Annotated in this window: 19 protein-coding genes; 7 read left to right on the top strand and 12 right to left on the bottom strand. The window is 59.8% G+C overall.

Going from position 1 to position 18,490, the window contains the following annotated elements:
• Nucleotides 1–11: 11 nt before the first annotated feature.
• From DD236_RS04330 to DD236_RS04315, 4 genes are all read right to left on the bottom strand, one after another.
• The gene (locus DD236_RS04330; RefSeq protein ID WP_109093107.1) at nucleotides 12–767 is read right to left on the bottom strand and encodes an iron ABC transporter ATP-binding protein; all 756 of its coding nucleotides are present in this window, start codon (nucleotides 765–767) and stop codon (nucleotides 12–14) included.
• Nucleotides 764–1,840 carry an iron chelate uptake ABC transporter family permease subunit gene (locus DD236_RS04325; RefSeq protein WP_109093106.1) on the bottom strand — a complete coding sequence of 359 codons (1,077 nt, stop codon included), beginning with the start codon at nucleotides 1,838–1,840 and terminating at the stop codon, nucleotides 764–766. Before DD236_RS04325 ends, DD236_RS04330 begins: the two co-directional genes overlap by 4 nt.
• A gap of 9 nt (nucleotides 1,841–1,849) precedes the next feature.
• Complete coding sequence (locus DD236_RS04320; protein WP_109093105.1) at nucleotides 1,850–2,881, bottom strand: ABC transporter permease; 1,032 nt, start codon at nucleotides 2,879–2,881, stop codon at nucleotides 1,850–1,852.
• A gap of 198 nt (nucleotides 2,882–3,079) precedes the next feature.
• The gene (locus DD236_RS04315; protein WP_109093104.1) at nucleotides 3,080–4,066 is read right to left on the bottom strand and encodes a siderophore ABC transporter substrate-binding protein; all 987 of its coding nucleotides are present in this window, start codon (nucleotides 4,064–4,066) and stop codon (nucleotides 3,080–3,082) included.
• Nucleotides 4,067–4,363: 297 nt separating this feature from the next.
• On the opposite strand from DD236_RS04315, the gene DD236_RS04310 reads away from it, so the two are divergent.
• The 5 genes from DD236_RS04310 (at nucleotide 4,364) to DD236_RS04290 (ending at nucleotide 9,654) form a co-directional block, all read left to right on the top strand.
• A complete protein-coding gene (locus DD236_RS04310; protein ID WP_109093103.1) occupies nucleotides 4,364–5,851 on the top strand; it encodes an aminopeptidase P family protein in 1,488 nt (495 codons plus the stop codon).
• 58 nt (nucleotides 5,852–5,909) lie between these two features.
• The gene (locus DD236_RS04305) at nucleotides 5,910–7,193 is read left to right on the top strand and encodes a magnesium transporter MgtE N-terminal domain-containing protein (protein ID WP_109093102.1); all 1,284 of its coding nucleotides are present in this window, start codon (nucleotides 5,910–5,912) and stop codon (nucleotides 7,191–7,193) included.
• Entirely contained in the window at nucleotides 7,186–7,758 is a 573-nt protein-coding gene (locus DD236_RS04300; RefSeq protein ID WP_109093101.1) for a DUF1003 domain-containing protein, read from the top strand. The genes DD236_RS04305 and DD236_RS04300 overlap by 8 nt, the downstream gene beginning before the upstream one ends.
• A gap of 62 nt (nucleotides 7,759–7,820) precedes the next feature.
• Nucleotides 7,821–8,942: an Mrp/NBP35 family ATP-binding protein gene (locus DD236_RS04295; RefSeq protein WP_109093100.1), complete on the top strand. Its 1,122-nt coding sequence runs from the start codon at nucleotides 7,821–7,823 to the stop codon at nucleotides 8,940–8,942.
• A gap of 82 nt (nucleotides 8,943–9,024) precedes the next feature.
• Entirely contained in the window at nucleotides 9,025–9,654 is a 630-nt protein-coding gene (locus DD236_RS04290; RefSeq protein ID WP_109093099.1) for an O-methyltransferase, read from the top strand.
• A gap of 175 nt (nucleotides 9,655–9,829) precedes the next feature.
• On the opposite strand, the gene DD236_RS04285 is transcribed toward DD236_RS04290, so the two are convergent.
• The 3 genes from DD236_RS04285 to dapE all read right to left on the bottom strand — a co-directional run bounded on the left by DD236_RS04285 (nucleotide 9,830) and on the right by dapE (nucleotide 11,990).
• Nucleotides 9,830–9,997: a DUF3117 domain-containing protein gene (locus tag DD236_RS04285; protein ID WP_109093098.1), complete on the bottom strand. Its 168-nt coding sequence runs from the start codon at nucleotides 9,995–9,997 to the stop codon at nucleotides 9,830–9,832.
• Between the two features lie 86 nt (nucleotides 9,998–10,083).
• Nucleotides 10,084–10,902: an LOG family protein gene (locus tag DD236_RS04280; protein WP_109093097.1), complete on the bottom strand. Its 819-nt coding sequence runs from the start codon at nucleotides 10,900–10,902 to the stop codon at nucleotides 10,084–10,086.
• Complete coding sequence (dapE, locus tag DD236_RS04275; protein WP_109093096.1) at nucleotides 10,899–11,990, bottom strand: succinyl-diaminopimelate desuccinylase; 1,092 nt, start codon at nucleotides 11,988–11,990, stop codon at nucleotides 10,899–10,901. The genes DD236_RS04280 and dapE overlap by 4 nt, the downstream gene beginning before the upstream one ends.
• Before the next feature lie 34 nt (nucleotides 11,991–12,024).
• Here dapE and DD236_RS04270 point away from each other — a divergent pair, with 34 nt between their 5' ends.
• Nucleotides 12,025–12,843, top strand: a complete 819-nt coding sequence (locus DD236_RS04270) for a purine-nucleoside phosphorylase (protein WP_109093095.1) — start codon at nucleotides 12,025–12,027, stop codon at nucleotides 12,841–12,843.
• Nucleotides 12,840–14,516, top strand: coding sequence for a phospho-sugar mutase (locus DD236_RS04265; RefSeq protein WP_109093094.1), 1,677 nt, complete (start codon nucleotides 12,840–12,842; stop codon nucleotides 14,514–14,516). The genes DD236_RS04270 and DD236_RS04265 overlap by 4 nt, the downstream gene beginning before the upstream one ends.
• Nucleotides 14,517–14,636: 120 nt before the next feature.
• Here DD236_RS04265 and DD236_RS04260 read toward each other — a convergent pair whose 3' ends face one another.
• The 5 genes from DD236_RS04260 to DD236_RS04240 form a co-directional block, all read right to left on the bottom strand.
• A complete protein-coding gene (locus DD236_RS04260; RefSeq protein ID WP_243409903.1) occupies nucleotides 14,637–15,476 on the bottom strand; it encodes a class I SAM-dependent methyltransferase in 840 nt (279 codons plus the stop codon).
• Nucleotides 15,473–15,832 carry a cupin domain-containing protein gene (locus tag DD236_RS04255; RefSeq protein WP_109093093.1) on the bottom strand — a complete coding sequence of 120 codons (360 nt, stop codon included), beginning with the start codon at nucleotides 15,830–15,832 and terminating at the stop codon, nucleotides 15,473–15,475. The genes DD236_RS04260 and DD236_RS04255 overlap by 4 nt, the downstream gene beginning before the upstream one ends.
• A gap of 246 nt (nucleotides 15,833–16,078) precedes the next feature.
• Nucleotides 16,079–16,738: a deoxyribose-phosphate aldolase gene (deoC, locus tag DD236_RS04250; protein WP_109093092.1), complete on the bottom strand. Its 660-nt coding sequence runs from the start codon at nucleotides 16,736–16,738 to the stop codon at nucleotides 16,079–16,081.
• Between the two features lie 41 nt (nucleotides 16,739–16,779).
• Complete coding sequence (locus tag DD236_RS04245) at nucleotides 16,780–18,072, bottom strand: thymidine phosphorylase (RefSeq protein WP_109093091.1); 1,293 nt, start codon at nucleotides 18,070–18,072, stop codon at nucleotides 16,780–16,782.
• On the bottom strand, nucleotides 18,065–18,490 hold the full coding sequence (locus DD236_RS04240; protein ID WP_109093090.1) for a cytidine deaminase: 426 nt from the start codon (nucleotides 18,488–18,490) through the stop codon (nucleotides 18,065–18,067). The genes DD236_RS04245 and DD236_RS04240 overlap by 8 nt, the downstream gene beginning before the upstream one ends.

Below are 18,490 nucleotides of genomic sequence, written 5' to 3'. Positions count from 1 at the left end.
GCACGGCGATTCTAGAAATAGCACGCGAGCGGACCGCTTGGCCCATCGATCACGCTGACGGGGGTATCGAAGATGCGCGTCAACGTGTCCGGCTGCATGATTTCAGCAGGGCTTCCAAATTCAGCCACGGAGCCGTCCTTCATGGCGCAAATGTAATCGGCGTAGGAAGCGGCAAAATTGATGTCATGGAGCACGATGATAATGGTGCGCCCGGTGCTGACAGCAGCCGTCTTAAGGTGCTTCATCATCTCCACGGAGTGCTTCATATCTAGGTTATTGAGCGGCTCATCGAGTAGCACAAACTCCGTATCTTGGCATAAAACCATGGCAACATAGGCTCGTTGGCGCTGACCACCGGAAAGCTGATCGAGGTAGCGTCCTTCCAGCTCTGTGAGATCCAAGAAATCAATCGCCTCGCTGATGATCTCCTCGTCTTCTGTGGTCAGGCGCCCCTGAGAATAGGGAAACCGGCCGAAGCCCACGAGCTGGCGCACCGTCAGGCGTGTGACGAAGTGGTTTTCCTGGCGCAGAATAGACAGAATCTTGGCCAAATCGCGCGACTTAGTGGAAGCGATGTCGTAGCCCGCCACCTCGATCGCACCGGAGTCCATCCCCAGTAACCGCCCGACCATCGTCAGGAGCGCGGACTTGCCGGCACCATTGGGGCCCACAAGGGCAGTTATGCCTCCCTGCGGGATCTTCAGATCAACGGGGCCGATGGTGACCTTGGAGGAATAGACTTTGCGAACGTCGTTGAGCGTAATCACAGGCGTCCCTTTCGGAGCATGACGATGAGGAAGGTGACGCCTCCCACCATCTCGATGATGATGGAGACAACACCCTGAGCGTAGAAAATGTTCTTCATAACGAAGTAAGCACCGGAGAGCACAACAAATCCGGTAAGTACCGCGACGGGAAAAATCTTGCGATGATCGTAGGTATCCGCGAACTGGTAGGCCAGTGTGGCCACGAGGAACCCGAGGAACGTCATTGGCCCGATGAGTGCGGTGGAAACCGCCATCAGAATAGAGACGAAAAAGAGGGTTTGGAGCAGCTCACGCTTGTAGTTAAGTCCTAGGCCGATGGCAGTTTCTTTGCCTAGCGCCATGAGGTTGAGCTGCCGTGATTTGAACCAGAGTGCGCCGCCGGCGGCCAGGCACAAAGGGATTGCAATGGGGAGGTAATCCGCGTTCGCATTGGAAATTGAGCCGAACATTCTAGCGGCCAGAACATCGAATTCGCTGGGTGTGAGCAGCCTCTGCATGAAGCTGGAAACTGATCCAAGCCCTCCCCCAATGATGATGCCCACGAGAAGCATGACTTGAAGATTGCCGTATTTCCCGCGCAGCAGCCACCCATAGAGCATCATGGCCAGCGCAACCATGAGTAGCACCTGCCCCACAAACTGCACGCGCCCCTGAAGGGCTACCACGCCAGCAACTCCCAAGAAATACACTGAGCTCGTTTGGACCACCGTGTACAGGGATTCGAATCCCATGATGGACGGGGTGATAATCCGATTGTTGGTGATGGTTTGGAAGGAAACGGTAGCCATTGCCTGACAGAACGCCACAATCAGCATCACGGTGATATTCGTGGTGCGCATCTTAGCGATACGCCAAAAGCCATCCGACCCAACGGGCATGGGATTGCCAACGGCCAAGACGCCAAAAGCGAACCCGCCCGCCAGCACGCAAAGAATCGTCAGAACAACGGCATACCGGATTCGTGACTTGGCGGTAGGCAAAGCTGTGGAGCGCCGCTCATGACTACTGGCGCCGCGCCCACCAAGACTGCGTCCACCGGGCTGATCTTCCTGAGTATCCACTATCTGAGCCATATCCAACCTTTAGCTCATCCGGCGCCGCTGCCCGAGCAGCAACGCAACAAATACGGCCGCACCCAACACCCCGAGGATCAGGGATACGGGCACTTCGAACGGGGCAATGATTGTCCGGCTCACTAGGTCACATACGGTGACGATCGCGATACCAAGGAGGCACACCCAGGGCAGGTTTGATCGGAGATCATCGCCGCGGATCATAGAGACGATGTTCGGCACAATCAGGCCCAGAAACGGCAAATTCCCCACTACAACAGTCACAACTCCGGTGGCGATAGCCACCAGTACTGTCCCAAGCAAGATCACTCTGTCGTAGTTAAGCCCCACGTTGGTGGCCACTTCTTTACCTAACCCTGCCACTGTGAAGCGATCTGCCACTACGAACACTGCTACCACCACGAAGGCCACGATCCACAGAATCTCGTAGTTACCCCGCAGAACAGAGGTGAAGCTGCCGGCAAACCACACGCCGAGGTTTTGCAGGGCATTGGCCTGAAGCGCCACGAAGGTGGAAATGGATCCCACTACTGCCCCCAGCATGATCCCAATAATCGGCACGATCAGAGAAGACTTGAGCGATACGCGCCGTACGAACGCGAAGAACACCATTGTCCCAATAAATGCAAAAATCACGGCGCCCACCATGCGCATGGTGATGCTAGCGCCCGGGAAGAGCACCATGACGAAAAGGAGTCCCAGCCCGGCCCACTCGGTGGTGCCGGTGGTGGTGGGCTCGACGAAGCGGTTTTGGGTGAGCAGTTGCATGACGAGGCCGCACATGGCCATCGCCGCTCCGGCCAGCATGAGCGCCACGGTACGCGGAATGCGCGTCACGGCAAACATGGTGGATCCGTCTTCTGCACCGCGAACGTCATAAACACCTGTATACAGCGAGAGAACCAGTAGCCCGCCCACCGCAATAACCCCTAGCAGTAGCTTCCAATCCAGAAGCTTGTGCGAGGAAACCTTCTGCGATTTCTTAGCTACCGGTTTTTGGACTACAGGTTTGTCTGGTCCCGATTCCACGGGTGATGTCATCGATTCCTCCCCGACACGTCCCACATGTTCCACACGTCCTACGCGTTCCTCGGACTTTGCCACCTCGCCCGAGGAACATTTCCCGGTTAATCTCCGCGCCTCCCGGGCACCCCGGATACCCCAAGTCCCCCAGAGACATACCGGACCGACGGCGAGCCATTAAGGGGCAAGGCTCGCCGTCGGTGATCTGGGGAATTCTTAGTTTGCTGCCTCAAGGGCATCGGCAAAGGTGTTCAAGAATTCGGTGTAGGTCTGGATCCCTTCGTTGGTGTAGGTATCCGCTGGCATGTACACGATCTGGCCTTCCTGCACGGCCGTCACGTTGGCAAGTGCGTCCGAGTTCTCAAGGAGCTCGTTGGCGGGAGTGTACTCGGGATCATCGGCGCTCACGGCCGCATCGCGGTCCATGACCAAGATCCAATCAGGATTCGAGTCAGCGATAGCCTCCACGTTAATGTCATCGCCCTGGTGATCGTCAGTTGATCCCTCAACTTCCAGCGCTGGCGTCAGCCCAAGAACATCGTAGATGGGGCCGAGGGTGCGGCCAACTGACGGTGCGATGAAGCCAATTTCGCCACCTGAGGTATTAACGGCCATCACCGTCTCCTCGGAATCGTAGGCACCCGTGACGCGCTCTACCGCGGTATCAAGATCGGCGCCGAGAGCCTCGGCCTCGGTCTCCTTATCGAAGACTTGTCCGAGCGCCAGAACCTGACGCTTAAGCTCCTCATCGAAGGGCTCCCCATCGCGAGGATCAAGCTCAACGATCGCGGCATCCGGTGCCAACTCCGCGAAATCATCATGGTACTGGGTGAACCGCTGCCCGTTGATAATGACGTCCGGGTTCACCTCCACCACGGCCTCGAGGTTAGGCTCCATGTGCATGCCCAAATCCACGATTCCATCGTCTTCGGAATAATCGACCGTACTGGGCATAAGGCCAAGTGGCGCGGCGGCCAGTTCCACATCCCAATCATGGAGAGTCTCGAACGTGCGATTGTCCGTTGCCACAACAGAGGCGGGCGGAACTGAAATCTCGTGTGTTCCATTGTTGTCCTCAATCTCAATCGTTGAGGAATCCCCGGCGGGAGTGGTCTCATTCTGGTCAGCGGAGTCCGTATCGGACCCGCAGGCTGAAAGAATGAGCGCGCCACCTGCGAGGGTGGCGAGGAATGAGCGGCGCATGTGCGTCTCCTGTGTGTATTGCGTACAAGTCAGTAAGGCGTACCTTACTTCGATTAACGTACGGCTCACGTTACTTAATTAATTTCGCTAACCGCAATCTCAATTCGGCCAGGTGAGGAACTTGTCACAGCCAGTCAGGGTAACCTAACAAAGGGTTGGACTACCTAGTGGGGCGTTGGTCCTGGGTGCGGCTCCGTCGTCGTTCCCAATGTTTTTCCGACGACGACGAATTCCACCCGCCATTTCTTCACGGGCGAAGGAAGAGCGAATCTATGCAGTTGGTGGGAGAATGTGACTATGACAAAGGAAGAATTAGAAAGTCGCGGAAACAATCGGTCACAGCAGCCCACCAGCTCCGCATTCCGAGAATTCATCGGATCGGACTGGGGTCCGCGTGTCTCAAATGTGGAGCGAGGCGAAGCGGCGGACTATGTGCCGGCGCGGCACAAGCTGGTTTCGGAGAGGTTCCCGGGCGAACGCCTCGTGATTCCCGCGGGCGGTTACAAGACCCGCAATAACGATTGTGATTACCGGTTCCGTGCCCATTCAGCATTCGCTCACCTCACCGGCCTGGGAGGGGAGATGGAGCCAGATGCCGTGCTGGTTCTTAACCCGGTGGAAGGCGGCCACGAGGCCACCCTGTATTTCCATCCGTGCGCCCCGCGCAGCTCCGAGGAGTTCTACGCGGATTCTCGCTACGGAGAATTCTGGGTAGGCGCGCAGCCAACGCTCGAAGAGATGTCTACACTCACTGGTATTCGATGCGATTCGATCGACAATCTGTCCGATGCTCTGGCCAAGGATCTCGGGCAGGGTCAGGTCAGCCTTCGAGTGGTCCCCCAATCTGATGCGCGAATCGAATCTCAGGTTCAGGAGCTTCGCGAGCGCGCGGAGATCGCGCAGGAAGCCGAGGAAGCCGATGCCGAGCTTTCCGAAGCGCTGGCGGAGATTCGCCTCCGGAAGGACCCATGGGAGGCCGGCCAAATGCAGCATGCCGTGAACAGCACGCGAGAGGGCTTCGATAACATCATCGCGTCCTTCCCGCGCGCCCTCGGCCATCATCGCGGCGAGCGCGTTGTGGAAGGTGCCTTCGGGGCCAAGGCCCGCGAAGAGGGCAATGGGCTTGGATACGACACGATTGCCGCGGCCGGTAACCACGCGAACACGCTTCATTTTATTGACAATGACGGCCCTTTGAAGGAAGGCCAGCTGATTCTGGTGGACGCTGGCATTGAGGTTGATTCGCTGTACACCGCTGATATCACGCGTACCCTGCCCGTTTCGGGCACCTTCTCTGAGGCTCAGGCAGAGGTGTATCAGGCCGTTCTGGATGCCGCCGAGCGTGCACTTGCCGAGGCGCAAAAGCCCGGCTGCAAGTTCCGCGATGTACACGCAGTTGCCATGGAGGTGATTGCTGAGCGTCTCGAGCAGTGGGGAATCCTACCCGGGACCGCAGAAGAATCGCTGCTTCCGGATAACCAGTGGCATCGCCGTTGGATGCCCCACGGCACCTCCCACCATCTTGGGATCGATGTTCACGATTGTGCGCTCGCCCGCAAGGAAATGTACTTGGACGCCGTTCTGGAGCCGGGTATGTGCTTCACGATCGAACCTGGCCTGTACTTCCGTGAGGACGATCTGAAGGTTCCCGAGAAGTTCCGCGGCATCGGCGTTCGCATCGAGGATGACATTCTGGTAACCGAATCGGGTGCCATACGGTTGTCCGAGGACATCCCGCGCACTATTGCCGATGTTGAGGCGTGGATCGCGTCCATCAACAGCTGAGCCGCTTCCTGCGATTCACTAAGGGCGCTCCACCAGAAGCGCTTAATGAGAGGAACCCATGGCACACTCTGCGACTCGGCCTGCAGCTCGGAACATCGTCTATACCGCACGCCTCGTGGGTAGCCCCGTCTTTGACCCGATAGGCGACAAGGTGGGAACGGTGTATGACGTAGTTGTCCTGTTCAGATTCAAGGGCAATCCGCTAGCTGTGGGCTTGGTTGTGGAGGTTGCCGGGCGGCGGCGGGTGTTCCTGCCACTGACCCGGGTCACCTCGATTGATAAGGGGCAGGTCATCTCCACCGGTTTGGTCAACATGCGCCGTTTCGCCCAGCGCCCGGCCGAAACGCTTGTGTTGGCCCAGCTCCTAGAGCGCACGGTCACGCTCCGAGAAACCGGGGAGAAAGCGATTGTTCTAGACGCCGCCATGTCCAACGTGCGCGGGCGGGAGTGGCAACTGACCACGCTCTTTGTGCAGACCTCGAAGAAGGGCCGAAAGGCCGCCGAGACGTTCACGGTTCCCGTCAATGACGTAGTGGGCCTTGCGCATCCCGCCGCCAATCAGGGGGCTTCCTCAATCCTCTCCCAACTTGTAGGCCTCAAGCCCGCGGACGTTGCCGATGTGTTGCGCGATCTGCCACCTGAGCGCATGCAGGCAGTGGCGCACGAGCTTCCCGATGAACGCCTCGCCGACGTGATGGAGGAACTTGGCTCGGAAGATCAGGCCTTCATTCTCTCGGCCCTCGATATTGATCGTGCCGCCGACGTTCTAGACGCAATGCAGCCAGACGATGCCGCGGACCTCGTGGCCGAGCTGCCCACCGAGCAGGCCGCCAAGCTGCTCGAGGAGATGGAGCCGGAGGAGGCGCGCGATGTGCGCCGGCTCCTGACCTACGATGAACGTGCCGCGGGCGGGCTTATGACGTCCGACCCGATCATTCTGCCGCCAGACGCCACGATCGCCCAGGCACTTGCCATGGCGCGCCGGGCCGATACGCCCCCGGCGCTGGCCGCCATCATGTTCGTGTGCCGGCCCCCGCTGGAAACCCCCACCGGACGATTCCTCGGCGTGATTCACCTGCAGCGGGCCCTGCGCGAGCCACCTTCAACCATGATCGGATCCATCCTCGATACCGATGTGGATGCAGTCTCTCCCGGGGACGGGATCGGCACCATCACGAGGCTGCTCGCAACGTACAATCTGACCGCGGTCCCCGTGGTTGACGATGATTTACTCGTGGGAGCCGTCTCTGTAGACGACGTTCTTGATCACCTCCTGCCCGAGGATTGGAGAGAGGCTGACGAGGACACGACTGACGAAGCGTTGGAGGTGCACCATGGCTGAGCGGTACGTAGCCGGTTCATTTGATACGCCGCTGGACACGCGCAAGCGGCGCCGCAGGAAGCCCTCAGATCCAGATGCTTTCGGACGGTTCGCGGAATCCACCGCGCGGTTTATGGGCAGCCCACGGTTCATCTTGTACATGACCGTGTTCGTGGTGGTGTGGATTACGGCGAACGTGACGCTCGTAGCCTTCGCTCAGAAGTATGCGTGGGATCCCTATCCCTTCATCCTGTTGAACCTCGCGTTTTCCACGCAGGCATCCTATTCCGCCCCGCTCATCCTCCTTGCGCAGAACCGCCAAGACGATCGCGACCGCGTGATCGCCGAACAGGATCGCCAGAACGTAGAACGCAATCTGGCGGATACCGAATACTTGCTGCGCGAGATCGCCGGCCTGCGGCAGTCCCTCGGAGAAGTGGCCACCCGTGACTTTGTCCGCTCTGAGCTTCGCGATGCACTTCAAGACCTTGAGCGGGACAGCGAGGAACGAATTCGGGAGAGGGACGAGAGAATCGCGCAGTTGCAGGATGAACTTGACTCACTCCATTCCAGCAAGGGTGACTAAAGGCCCTGTGAGGCATCACGCGACGTTCGCCTAGCCTAACCCGAGGCGGGTAGCATGGAACCATGATTACAACCGATGAGATCCGAAAGAGTCTCGAGAACGTTATCGATCCCGAGCTCCGACGCCCCATCACCGAACTGGACATGGTCGAAGATGTTCATGTGAGTGATAAGGGCGTGGCATCGGTCCACATTCTGCTGACAACCGCAGGGTGCCCGCTTCGCGAAACGATTGAGTCCGATGTCAAGGACGTTGTGAGCAAGCTCGAGGGCATCACCGCCGTGAATGTCACGATGGGCTCGATGAACCAAGAACAACGCTCCGCGCTTCAATCCAAGCTCCGTGGCGGCGAACCTGAGCGAAAGGTCCCCTTCGCTGCGAAGGATTCGCTAACGAAGGTCTACGCGATCGCCTCCGGCAAGGGCGGCGTAGGCAAGTCCTCCGTCTCAGCCAACCTTGCTGCGGCACTGGCCGCCGAGGGGCTCAAGGTGGGCCTTGTTGACGCCGATATTTATGGCTTCTCTATCCCCCGCATGCTCGGAGTCGAGACTCCGCCTCAGGGAATCAATGATATGATCATCCCTCCCGTTGCTCACGGCGTGAAGGTCATCTCCATCGGCATGTTCGTGGAGAACAACTCCCCCGTGGTGTGGCGCGGCCCAATGCTTCACCGTGCACTCGAGCAGTTCTTTGCCGACGTGTACTGGGGCGATCTAGACGTGCTCCTCTTGGATCTGCCGCCAGGCACCGGCGATATTGCCCTGTCCGTTGCCCAGCTCATCCCGAACTCAGAGGTTCTGGTTGTGACCACACCTCAGGCCGCTGCGGCCGAGGTTGCTGAGCGCGCCGGACAGATCGCCAAGGCCACCGAGCAGAACGTGGTAGGCGTTATCGAGAACATGTCCTACATGACCATGCCGGATGGCTCCAAGAACGCCATCTTCGGTAGCGGTGGCGGGCACACGGTTGCCGCGCAGCTCTCGAGCTTGCTCGGCTACGAGGTTCCCGTGTTGGGCGAAGTCCCGTTGGAGACAGAGCTCCGTGAAGGCGGCGATTCCGGTATGCCGTGGGCTATCGACGAAGGATCTTCTCCCGCCCAGAATGAGCTCCGCAAGATCGCTCAGACCCTTGCTCACCGTTCCCGCAACCTAGCGGGCCGCGGACTCGGGGTTACACCGGTCTAGGTACTGAGAATCTGCTTGGAGGGCGCTGGAAAACCGGCGCCCTCCTTGTATTATTAGCTGGGGGCCATTTGAAGGGAGAGCCATGGCGGGCGAGCAGACTCAATCGTGGGCGTATGCCGAGGACATGTGTGAGGAAGACTCCGTCACCGCTCACGCTAGGGACGAAGCCCGCGAGTATGACATCGCCTCAATCTCCGCTGCAACAGGGTCTTTTCTTAGCCTCATAGGCGCCGCAACGAAGGCCCGCTCAGTCGTAGAGGTAGGAACCGGCACGGGAGTATCCGGCCTATATCTGCTTCGGGCGTCTTCCGATCTCATGCTCACCACCATTGACGTGGAGTCCGAGGCTCAGCACAGCGCCAAAGCCTACTTCACAAAGGCAGGCGTGCGGCCCGGTCGGGCGCGCATCATCAACGGGAAGAGCGCGGATATCCTTCCCCGCCTCGCCGATAACTCGTATGACATCGTGTTTCTTGACGGAGACCCTCTCGAAATGAGCGGTGACGTCAACGAAGCCTTGCGCATGCTCCGCCCCGGCGGCGTGCTCATCATCGCCCACGCGCTCATGCACGGGCGTGTAGCCGATCCCGCTCGCCGTGAAGACGAGGTTGTAGCGATTCGCGATCTGGGGCGTGAACTCATGGAGTCCGCCGATCTTCGGACCTCACTTATCCCCGTGGGAGACGGGCTCCTCCTCGCATCCTTGCGTTAACAAAGCACTCCGCCAGCGATGGCTGTCACACCAACCTTATAGATTTGACGCGAGATGTGGATGGTGAGGTCACCTTTAACCCGAGGTTTGACGCAAAATTGAGGACGACGACGGAGCCGAGACATAAGCGAGGGAGGGAAGCTACCTGGCTTCCCTCCCTCAGCATCAAGATATCTTACTTCTCGATCGATGCAAGAGCCTCTCTGAGTCCCGTCGCTTCGGCATCATTTAGTTCAAGAACTAACCTGCCACCGCCATCCACCGGGATACGAACAACGATGCCGCGTCCTTCACGCTCTACTTCGAGGGGACCGTCTCCTGTACGAGGCTTCATGGCTGCCATGTCTCATCCTTCCCGTCGCGGTGTTGAACCGACAACACATCTATCATACCGAGATCGCCGATCAATTGCCCGCAATGCTGGAGTCCCTATTTGGTTCTCTTCCCGAATCCACCGGCAGAAGGCTTCCCTGCGGCACCGTCCTTTGACGCGTGGTTGCGAGTATTCGCCGCGAGTTCATGGATCCCCTTAGCTACGGCATTGACAGCTTCTTCCGGCGTATCAACAAGGGTAATGAGTAGCTCATCGGCGGGAGACGCCATGCCCTGTCCTATGAGACTTTCGTGGACCCAATCCATCATTCCACCCCAGAAGGACGTGCCAACAAGCACGATTGGGAAGGACTTAACCTTACCGGTTTGCACTAGAGTGATAGCCTCAAAAAGCTCATCGAGTGTTCCGAATCCTCCAGGCATCACGATAAAGCCCAAAGAATACTTCACGAACATCATCTTGCGAACGAAGAAGTAGCGGAAGCTGATGCCTTGATTGACGTATTCGTTCATCCCCTGCTCGAACGGCAGCTCGATGCCCAACCCGACGGAGGTGCCGCCCGCTTCATGCGCACCTTTATTCGCGGCCTCCATAATTCCCGGCCCGCCGCCGGTGATCACGCCAAAACCGGCATCGCACAGGAGCTTACCCACCTCTACGCCCTTCGAGTACCATGGCGAATCAGGCTTTTCGCGGGCCGATCCAAACACCGAAATCGCCGGGCCAAGATCGGCAAGCGAACCGAAACCCTCCACGAACTCTGCTTGGATTCTCATCACGCGCCAAGGATCCTCCCGTGACCAAGCGGATCCCTGATCCGGAGCCAACAGCGAGGCATCGGCCGTGACCGAGGGGATCTTATCGCCTCTAAAGAGCATAGGACCGCGGCGGTAGGAATCGGAATGTGAACTCATGATGCCATCTTCTCACTGGCTTGTAGCCATTGGGTAAATATTTCGTGCATAGCGTCCATCTGCTCCACCGGACAAGCCTCATCGGCCCGGTGCGCGAGAAGCGGATCGCCCGGCCCGCAATTGATCGAGGGGACGCCCAGCGCGGAAAACCGTGCAACGTCCGTCCACCCCAGCTTGGCCACCGGATCGCCCGCACCGCGCTCAGACAGCAGCCCCGCAAGCCGGGCAAACTCGGGGTGATCCATACCCGGAGCTGCGGCCGCCGCTGAATCGGTCACCTCGATGGCAAGCGGCAGATCCGCGAACAGATCGCGCACGTATGCTTCGGCGGCAGCTTCGCTACGATCGGGGGCGAATCGAAAATTAACGATGAGGGTGGCCTCGTCAGGAACTGAGTTACGCGCTCCTCCACCTGAGATACCTACTGCCAGCAATGATTCAGTGAAGTCGAGCCCTCCAACCCTATGAACTTGCGGTTCCCACTCGGCAAGCCTCCTCAGCGGTTCGGCGAGCGCGTGCACCGCGTTCGTCCCCATCCACGGGCGGGCCGAATGTGCGGCCTGACCCGTAGCGGTAAGGTTCAATCGCATCGTGCCGTTGCATCCGCCTTCGATCCGGGCGTTGGTTGGCTCGCCCAGCACAGCAAGATCGCCGGTAAGCCACTCCGGGTGGTCCGCTGCCAGGCGCCCCAACCCTGACAGCTCGGCTGCAACCTCCTCGTGGTCGTAAAACACCCACGTGACATCGAGACGCGGATGTGTCAGCTCCTCGGCCAGTGCAAGGAACACGGCACACCCTGACTTCATGTCTACAGATCCGCGGCCGAAGAGGTGGGGATGTGATTCGTCGCTGTCAAAAAAGCTACTGGGGACGTTTCCAGCGATCGGAACGGTGTCAAGGTGACCGGCCAGAATCACGCGCGAGGCGGCCCCGAGGTGGGTGCGCGCAACAACCGCGTCCCCATCTCGAGTCACGTCCAGCGCCGGATTCGCGCGCAGGCGCGCCTCAACAAAGTCCGCGATTTCGCGCTCGTTGCCCGAAACGGAAGGAATATCTACGAGGCGCGCAGCCAACTCAGAAATCGTCATGGAACCATGCTACTAAGCAAGCTACCATTGCTCTATGACAACAACAGATTCTGAACAGCTCGCTCACGAGGCAGCTCAGGTAATCGCTCAACGAACAGGGGTTGAACACCACGACATTGCCCTTGTTCTTGGTTCTGGCTGGGGTGGGGCCGCGGAGCTCATTGGAGAACCCGTTGCTACAATTCCCGCACCTGAAATCCCCGGATTCTCTGTCTCGGGCGTTGCCGGGCATTCTGGTTCGCTCACGTCCATCAACCTGGCGAGCGGCCATCACGCGCTCGTGCTGGGCGCGCGGACCCACTACTACGAAGGCAAGGGCGTGGCCGCCGTAGCCCACGGCATCCGCACGGCCGCCGCCGCGGGTGCCAAGATCGCCGTGCTCACCAACGGATGCGGCAGCACCGTGGGCGAATGGGGCCCGGGTACGGCCGTGCTAATTCGCGATCACCTCAACCTCACCTTCACCTCACCGATCCAAGGCGCACACTTCGTGGATCTCACGGATGCCTACTCCCCGCGCCTGCGCAGCATCGCCCTAGAGGTAGATCCCGATCTACCTGAGGGCGTGTACGCACAGTTCCCCGGCCCGCACTATGAAACACCCGCCGAGGTCCAGATGGCACGGACTCTCGGAGCGGACCTCGTGGGCATGTCCACGGCGCTAGAGACCATCGCCGCCCGCGAGGCTGGCATGGAGGTTCTCGGGATTTCGTTGGTCACCAACCACGCCGCCGGGTTCGCCCCCGGGGAGCTCAATCACGCCGAAGTGCTTGAGGCCGGGCGGGCTGCGGGCCCGCGAATTTCCCGCCTACTTGCGGACGTCATTTCACGAATCGATCAGGAGAACGCATGAGTTACAACCTAACTGAGGTCCAGGACTGGATCGCAAACGATCCGTCAGAAGCCGATCGCGGTGAACTCACGGCACTGTTGGAGCGCGCAGAGAACGGCGATCCGGACGCCGCCGCCGAACTGTCAGATCGCTTCGCGGGTACGCTCCAGTTCGGTACCGCTGGGTTGCGCGGGGCGATGGCCGCAGGGCCGAACCGCATGAACCGCGCCGTGGTGCGCCGGGCCGCCGCCGGGCTGGTGAGGTACCTGCTGGAAAAGGTGGGGGACGATGCCCTGCTCGTGATTGGCAACGATGCGCGCTATCACTCCCGCGAGTTCGCTGAGGACACCGCCGCGATCGCAGCCGCCGCCGGTATCCGTGCCCTCATCATGCCGCGTGAGCTCCCCACCCCGCTGCTCGCCTACGCCGTGCAGCACTTGGGCGCGGACGCTGGTGTTATGGTGACCGCCTCCCATAACCCCGCACGCGACAACGGCTACAAAGTGTATCTGGGCGGGCGCTGCGCCGATCAGTTCGGTCAAGGCGTTCAGCTTGTGCCACCCGCCGATGCGGATATCGCGGCGCTGATTGCCGCCGCCCCTGCGGCCGGAGACATCCCGCTGGCGGACACGTACGGCGCCATCGGCGAGGATGTCATTGACTCCTACGTCAGCGAAACTGCCGCTCTGGTCCCGGCCATGTATTCACGCGACCTGAAGATCGTCTACACGGCCATGCACGGGGTTGGTACGCCGATCATGCGCCGAATCTTCAGCGAAGCAGGGTTCGAAAACGTCATCGAAGTGGCCGAACAGTGCACCCCAGATCCCGACTTCCCCACCGTGCCATTCCCTAACCCTGAGGAGTTGGGAGCGTTGGATTTGGCGAAGGAACTCGCCGCCTCCGTCGATGCGGATATTGTGATTGCCTCCGATCCAGACGCCGATCGCTGCTCTGCTGCCGTGCCCGAGCACGGGACGTGGCGCCAGCTTTCCGGAGATGAGATTGGCTCGCTTCTGGGAGAGTATCTGGCCGGGGGCGCAGTCTTGGAGCCGGGCACCCCTACTTTCGCTTCCTCAATCGTCTCCTCTCGGATGCTCGAGCAAATCGCCACAAGCCACGGGCTCGCCTATCAGGCCACACTCACCGGCTTTAAGTGGATCGCTCGCACGCCACACATCGCCTACGGGTACGAAGAGGCCATCGGCTTCTGCGTTAATCCCGGCGCCGTTCGCGATAAGGATGGCCTTTCCGCTGGAATTCTTTTGGCCGTGCTGGCCTCGAAGCTGCGCGATCAAGGGTCGGATCTTCTGGGAGAGCTGGACCGGCTCTACACCAAGCACGGAGTGTATCTGTCCGGTCCCGTGACCGTGCGCGTGGACGATCTCTCGATCATTCCCGCTACCATGGCAAAGGTCCGCACCACGCCGCCCACTACCCTTGCCGGTTCGCCGGTGGCGCGTGTATGGGATCTCAGCGAGGGCTCAGACGCACTGCCCGCCACTGACGGTATCGCTTGGTTCACCGATGCGCACGACCGCGTAATCATCCGCCCCTCCGGCACCGAACCCAAGGTCAAGTGCTACTTGGAGGTCTACCTACCCGCGGGCAGCGATCTGCAGGCCACCAAGGCCGAGGCCGCCGCGCGTTTGGAGCAGTTCAAGGAGGACGTTTCAGCCGCGCTGGTTCTCTAGGAATGGTTTTTAGGGCGAGTTGGATCGTTTCGTCGCAGTTATTCTTCCGACGACGACGAAACCTCCCCACCTGCCAACCACTCAAAACTAGAGATCTGACGCAAACCCGGGAAGGTGGGTCTACTCGGGCTTGACCGCAACCAGCCCTACCGCGCACAGGTACTCCTGATTGGCCTTGAAGGTTGCTCGCATCGCGAGAATCCTTTTGCGAGCCGCGGGGTTGCGAGCAACATTGGTGATAATCCTGAGGAAGCCTAGGATGCCCTCATCGGCAATGACTCGGCGGACTTCGAGGAGCGCCATCTTGTTGCTCGAGGTGTACTCCACCCGGAAACCCACGCTCTCCAACATGGCCGCCCAATTCGCGATCTTCAGTGGCTTGGCACCCACCTTGATCGTCTGTGAGAGATCCTTTTGCGCACCCGTTCCAGACTCCTCGGCTACCTGCGGTTTGAAGCCCATCTCGTGGATAGCGTATCGGCCGCCGGGTGCGAGGACGCGGTAGGCCTCGGCCATAATGGCGCGCTTGCCTTGATCCGTCTGCATCGTCAGCATGGCCTCACCAACAACGAGGGTGGCAGCGCCATCGGGTAGGCCCGTGTCCCGTGCGTCTGCTTGCACCAGCTCTGCCCCATCACGGCCAACGATCACTCGCTCCATGGGACTATCCGCGTTGTCCCGGACATCCACTCCCCAGTAACGCTCTGGCTGCGACGCTAGCAAGATTTCCGCCGTTTTTCCCACTCCCGGCCCAAATTCGACGATACGATCACCGGCTCCGGGCTTGGCGGCGTCAAGGATTCTGCGAGTCATCTCCATCCCACCGGGGCGCAGGACGCGCTTGCCCATCTTTGCCAGCAGCCAGTGGCCCTGTAGCCTCTGCTCTTCCGGGCCTGAACGCTGCCCGCGGACGGGCGGCACGACGTTCGCGGCGGGGGCAGGATTCTCGTGAGCCGTCACTGATCGCCCTCCCCATCCACATTGACCATCGTGAGGGCCAAATGAGAGGGCTCAATCGCCACCAAAGCGTGGCGATCACCAGGCGCCAAATATACGATATCTCCGGCCTCCAGAACCGCCGTTTCACCCGCGACCGTAAACTCGAGCTTGCCCGTCAACAGCTGCACAATCACGGCTTTCGGGCTGGCGTGCTCCGTCAGAAGCTGGCCGGCATCAAAGGAGAAGAGGACAAACCTCAAAACATCGTTGTTCACAACCACCCGGCTGGTGGTTGCCTCCTTGATGATGGGAAGGTCCGAGATCAGATCTGTGTGCACCTGTGACTGCGTTGATGGTGTTGCGGGCGTCGCCGCCATAATGCCTCCTTGTTAGGTATCCCTTACAGGAAGGCTACGGGCTGCGGCGTCCGTAGAGCAATTTAATCACGGTGTTCTACGTGTTAAATCTGAATATCCTTGAATGATGTGTGGGTCAAAGCGCACCTTTGTCCCACGGGATCCTACCCCAGAAAGGGTTTCACCCTTGGACGATGCGCTTGCCTCCATGAAGCAAAGCCCGTATCCAAGGGTGAAACAAACGAGTGAATCACTCACCCGTGCAGGTTATAGAGTGTCTAGCACCGCCTGCGAGGAGGAGAGCCCGAGACGAGTCGCGCCAGCATCCAGCAGCTCGGAAGCGAACTTGCCATCGCGAATACCACCCGAGGCCTTGACCTCGAGGGCATCTCCAACGGTCTGCTTCATGAGAGCAACCGCGTGTACCGAGGCACCGCCTGCTGGATGGAAGCCCGTTGACGTCTTAACGAAATCGGCTCCCGCTGCCTTGGCCGCCTCGCAAACCGCAACGATCTGTTCGTCCGTGAGCGCCGCGGACTCGATGATGACCTTGAGAACTGCACCGGGGATCGCGTCGCGAACTGCCTTGATATCCGTCTGAACGGCATCGAAGCGGTTCTGTACTGCGTCCGAGATGTTAATAACCATGTCTACTTCGTCCGCACCCTGTTCAACAGACAGAGCAGCCTCGCGAGCCTTGATCTCGCTGTGGTGGGCCCCAGACGGGAAGCCGCACACAACGGCGAGCTTGACCTCGCCAAGTTCCACGCCGTCAGGAAGCGGCAACTGGTTCGGCGAAATGCAGATCGAATATGTCCCGACACGCTTGGCCTCATCAACGAGGTCGCGGATCTGCTGCTCGGTGGCCTCTGGCTTGAGCAACGTGTGATCGATCAGGTGAGCCACCTGATCCTTCGTGTATGCCATGAGTTTCCTTTCTTTGCTGAGGAGCCTCGCTCCTCGATCCGTCATCCGATACGTTCGAGTACTACGGACCCGGGTGTGGAGGGCTGAGCGTTTGGATCGATCGTGAGAGTTCCCTCAAGCGATTCTTCCGCGCGCTCGAAGCGCTCCGGGGTTTCGGTGTGCAGAGTGAGCAGCTTTTGCCCCTTCTCCACCCTGTCCCCGGGCCGAGCGAACAACTCGATACCCGCTCCAGCCTGAACCGGGTCCTCCTTGCGTGCGCGGCCGGCTCCCAGTCGCCACGAGGCCACGCCCAGCTTGAGCGCATCCATATCAGTCAAAACGCCGCTGGCCTCAGCCACGACGTCCTTCTGGTGGTCTGCCACGGGTAGCGGAGCATCGGGATCGCCGCCCTGTTCGCGAACCATCTCACGCCACTTATCCATGGCGCGGCCGTCCTTCAGGGCCGCCTCGGGATCCGCGTCGGGCTGGCCAGCCGCCGCGAGCATCTCACGCGCGAGTGCAACAGTCAGCTCTACAACGTCTGCAGGGCCTCCGCCGGCCAGTACCTCCACGGATTCGCGGACCTCCAACGCATTGCCGATTGTCAGACCGAGTGGAACCGACATGTCAGACAACAGAGCCACTGTCTTCACGCCGGCATCCGTTCCCAGATCAACCATCGTGTGCGCGAGCTCCCTGGCATTGTCAATGTCCTTCATGAAAGCACCCGAACCAACCTTGACGTCCAACACAAGTGATCCCGTGCCTTCGGCGATCTTCTTGGACATGATCGAGGTGGCGATGAGGGGAATGCACTCAACCGTGGACGTGATGTCGCGCAGCGCGTAGAGCTTCTTATCCGCGGGCGCCAAACCCGATCCGGCGGCGCAGATAATGGCACCAGATCCGCTACCGAGTTGACGATACATCTGCTCGTTAGAGATATTCGCCTGCCAGCCGGGGATAGACTCCATCTTGTCCAGCGTTCCGCCGGTGTGCCCGAGTCCGCGGCCAGAAAGCTGCGGGACTGCCACGCCGAATGCGGCAACCAACGGGGCCAGTGGCAGCGTGATCTTGTCCCCCACTCCCCCGGTCGAGTGCTTATCGGCTGTGGGGCGCGGAAGCGAACTGAAGTCCATGCGCTCGCCCGATTCAATCATCGCGTTCGCCCATCGGGCTATCTCGTGACGATTCATCCCGTTGAGGAAAATCGCCATGGCAAGTGCAGCCATCTGTTCATCCGCCACGACGCCCCTTGTGTAGGCATCTATCACCCAATCGATCTGATCATCGGCGAGAACGCCGCGATCACGCTTGGTCCGGATGACATCTACGGCGTCAAATCGTTCAACCATTGTCCACTTCCTTGAATGTGGCCGTTGGTACCTCGGTGAGGTCCGCCGGGCCGAAACCATCGGGAAGAACTTCGCTCATTGGCATGATGCCCCGAGGCATCGCCACTTCAAGCGCGTTTCCTCCATGTTCGAAAAGTAGCTGACGGCAGCGCCCACACGGGACAACCGGCTCTTCGTTTCCGTTCACGGCGGCGAATGCCACCAGACGCTCGCCGCCTCCCCTCACGAAATCACTAATCATCCCGCACTCCGCACACAGCCCAACTCCATAGCTGGAGTTTTCTACGTTGCAGCCGGTGTAGATGGTTCCATCAGCGGCCAAGCCAGCGGCCCCAACGGGATAACCGGAGTAGGGCACGTAGGCGTGCTTCATCACGGCTACGGCTTCGGCATGAAGCTTTTCCCACTGGATCTCCAT

Origin of the sequence: Ancrocorticia populi, assembly GCF_003123745.1 — a bacterium.
GTDB lineage: Bacteria > Actinomycetota > Actinomycetes > Actinomycetales > Actinomycetaceae > Ancrocorticia > Ancrocorticia populi.
Note: the sequence above shows the minus strand (reverse complement) of the source record. Positions and strands in the feature narration are given on the sequence as shown.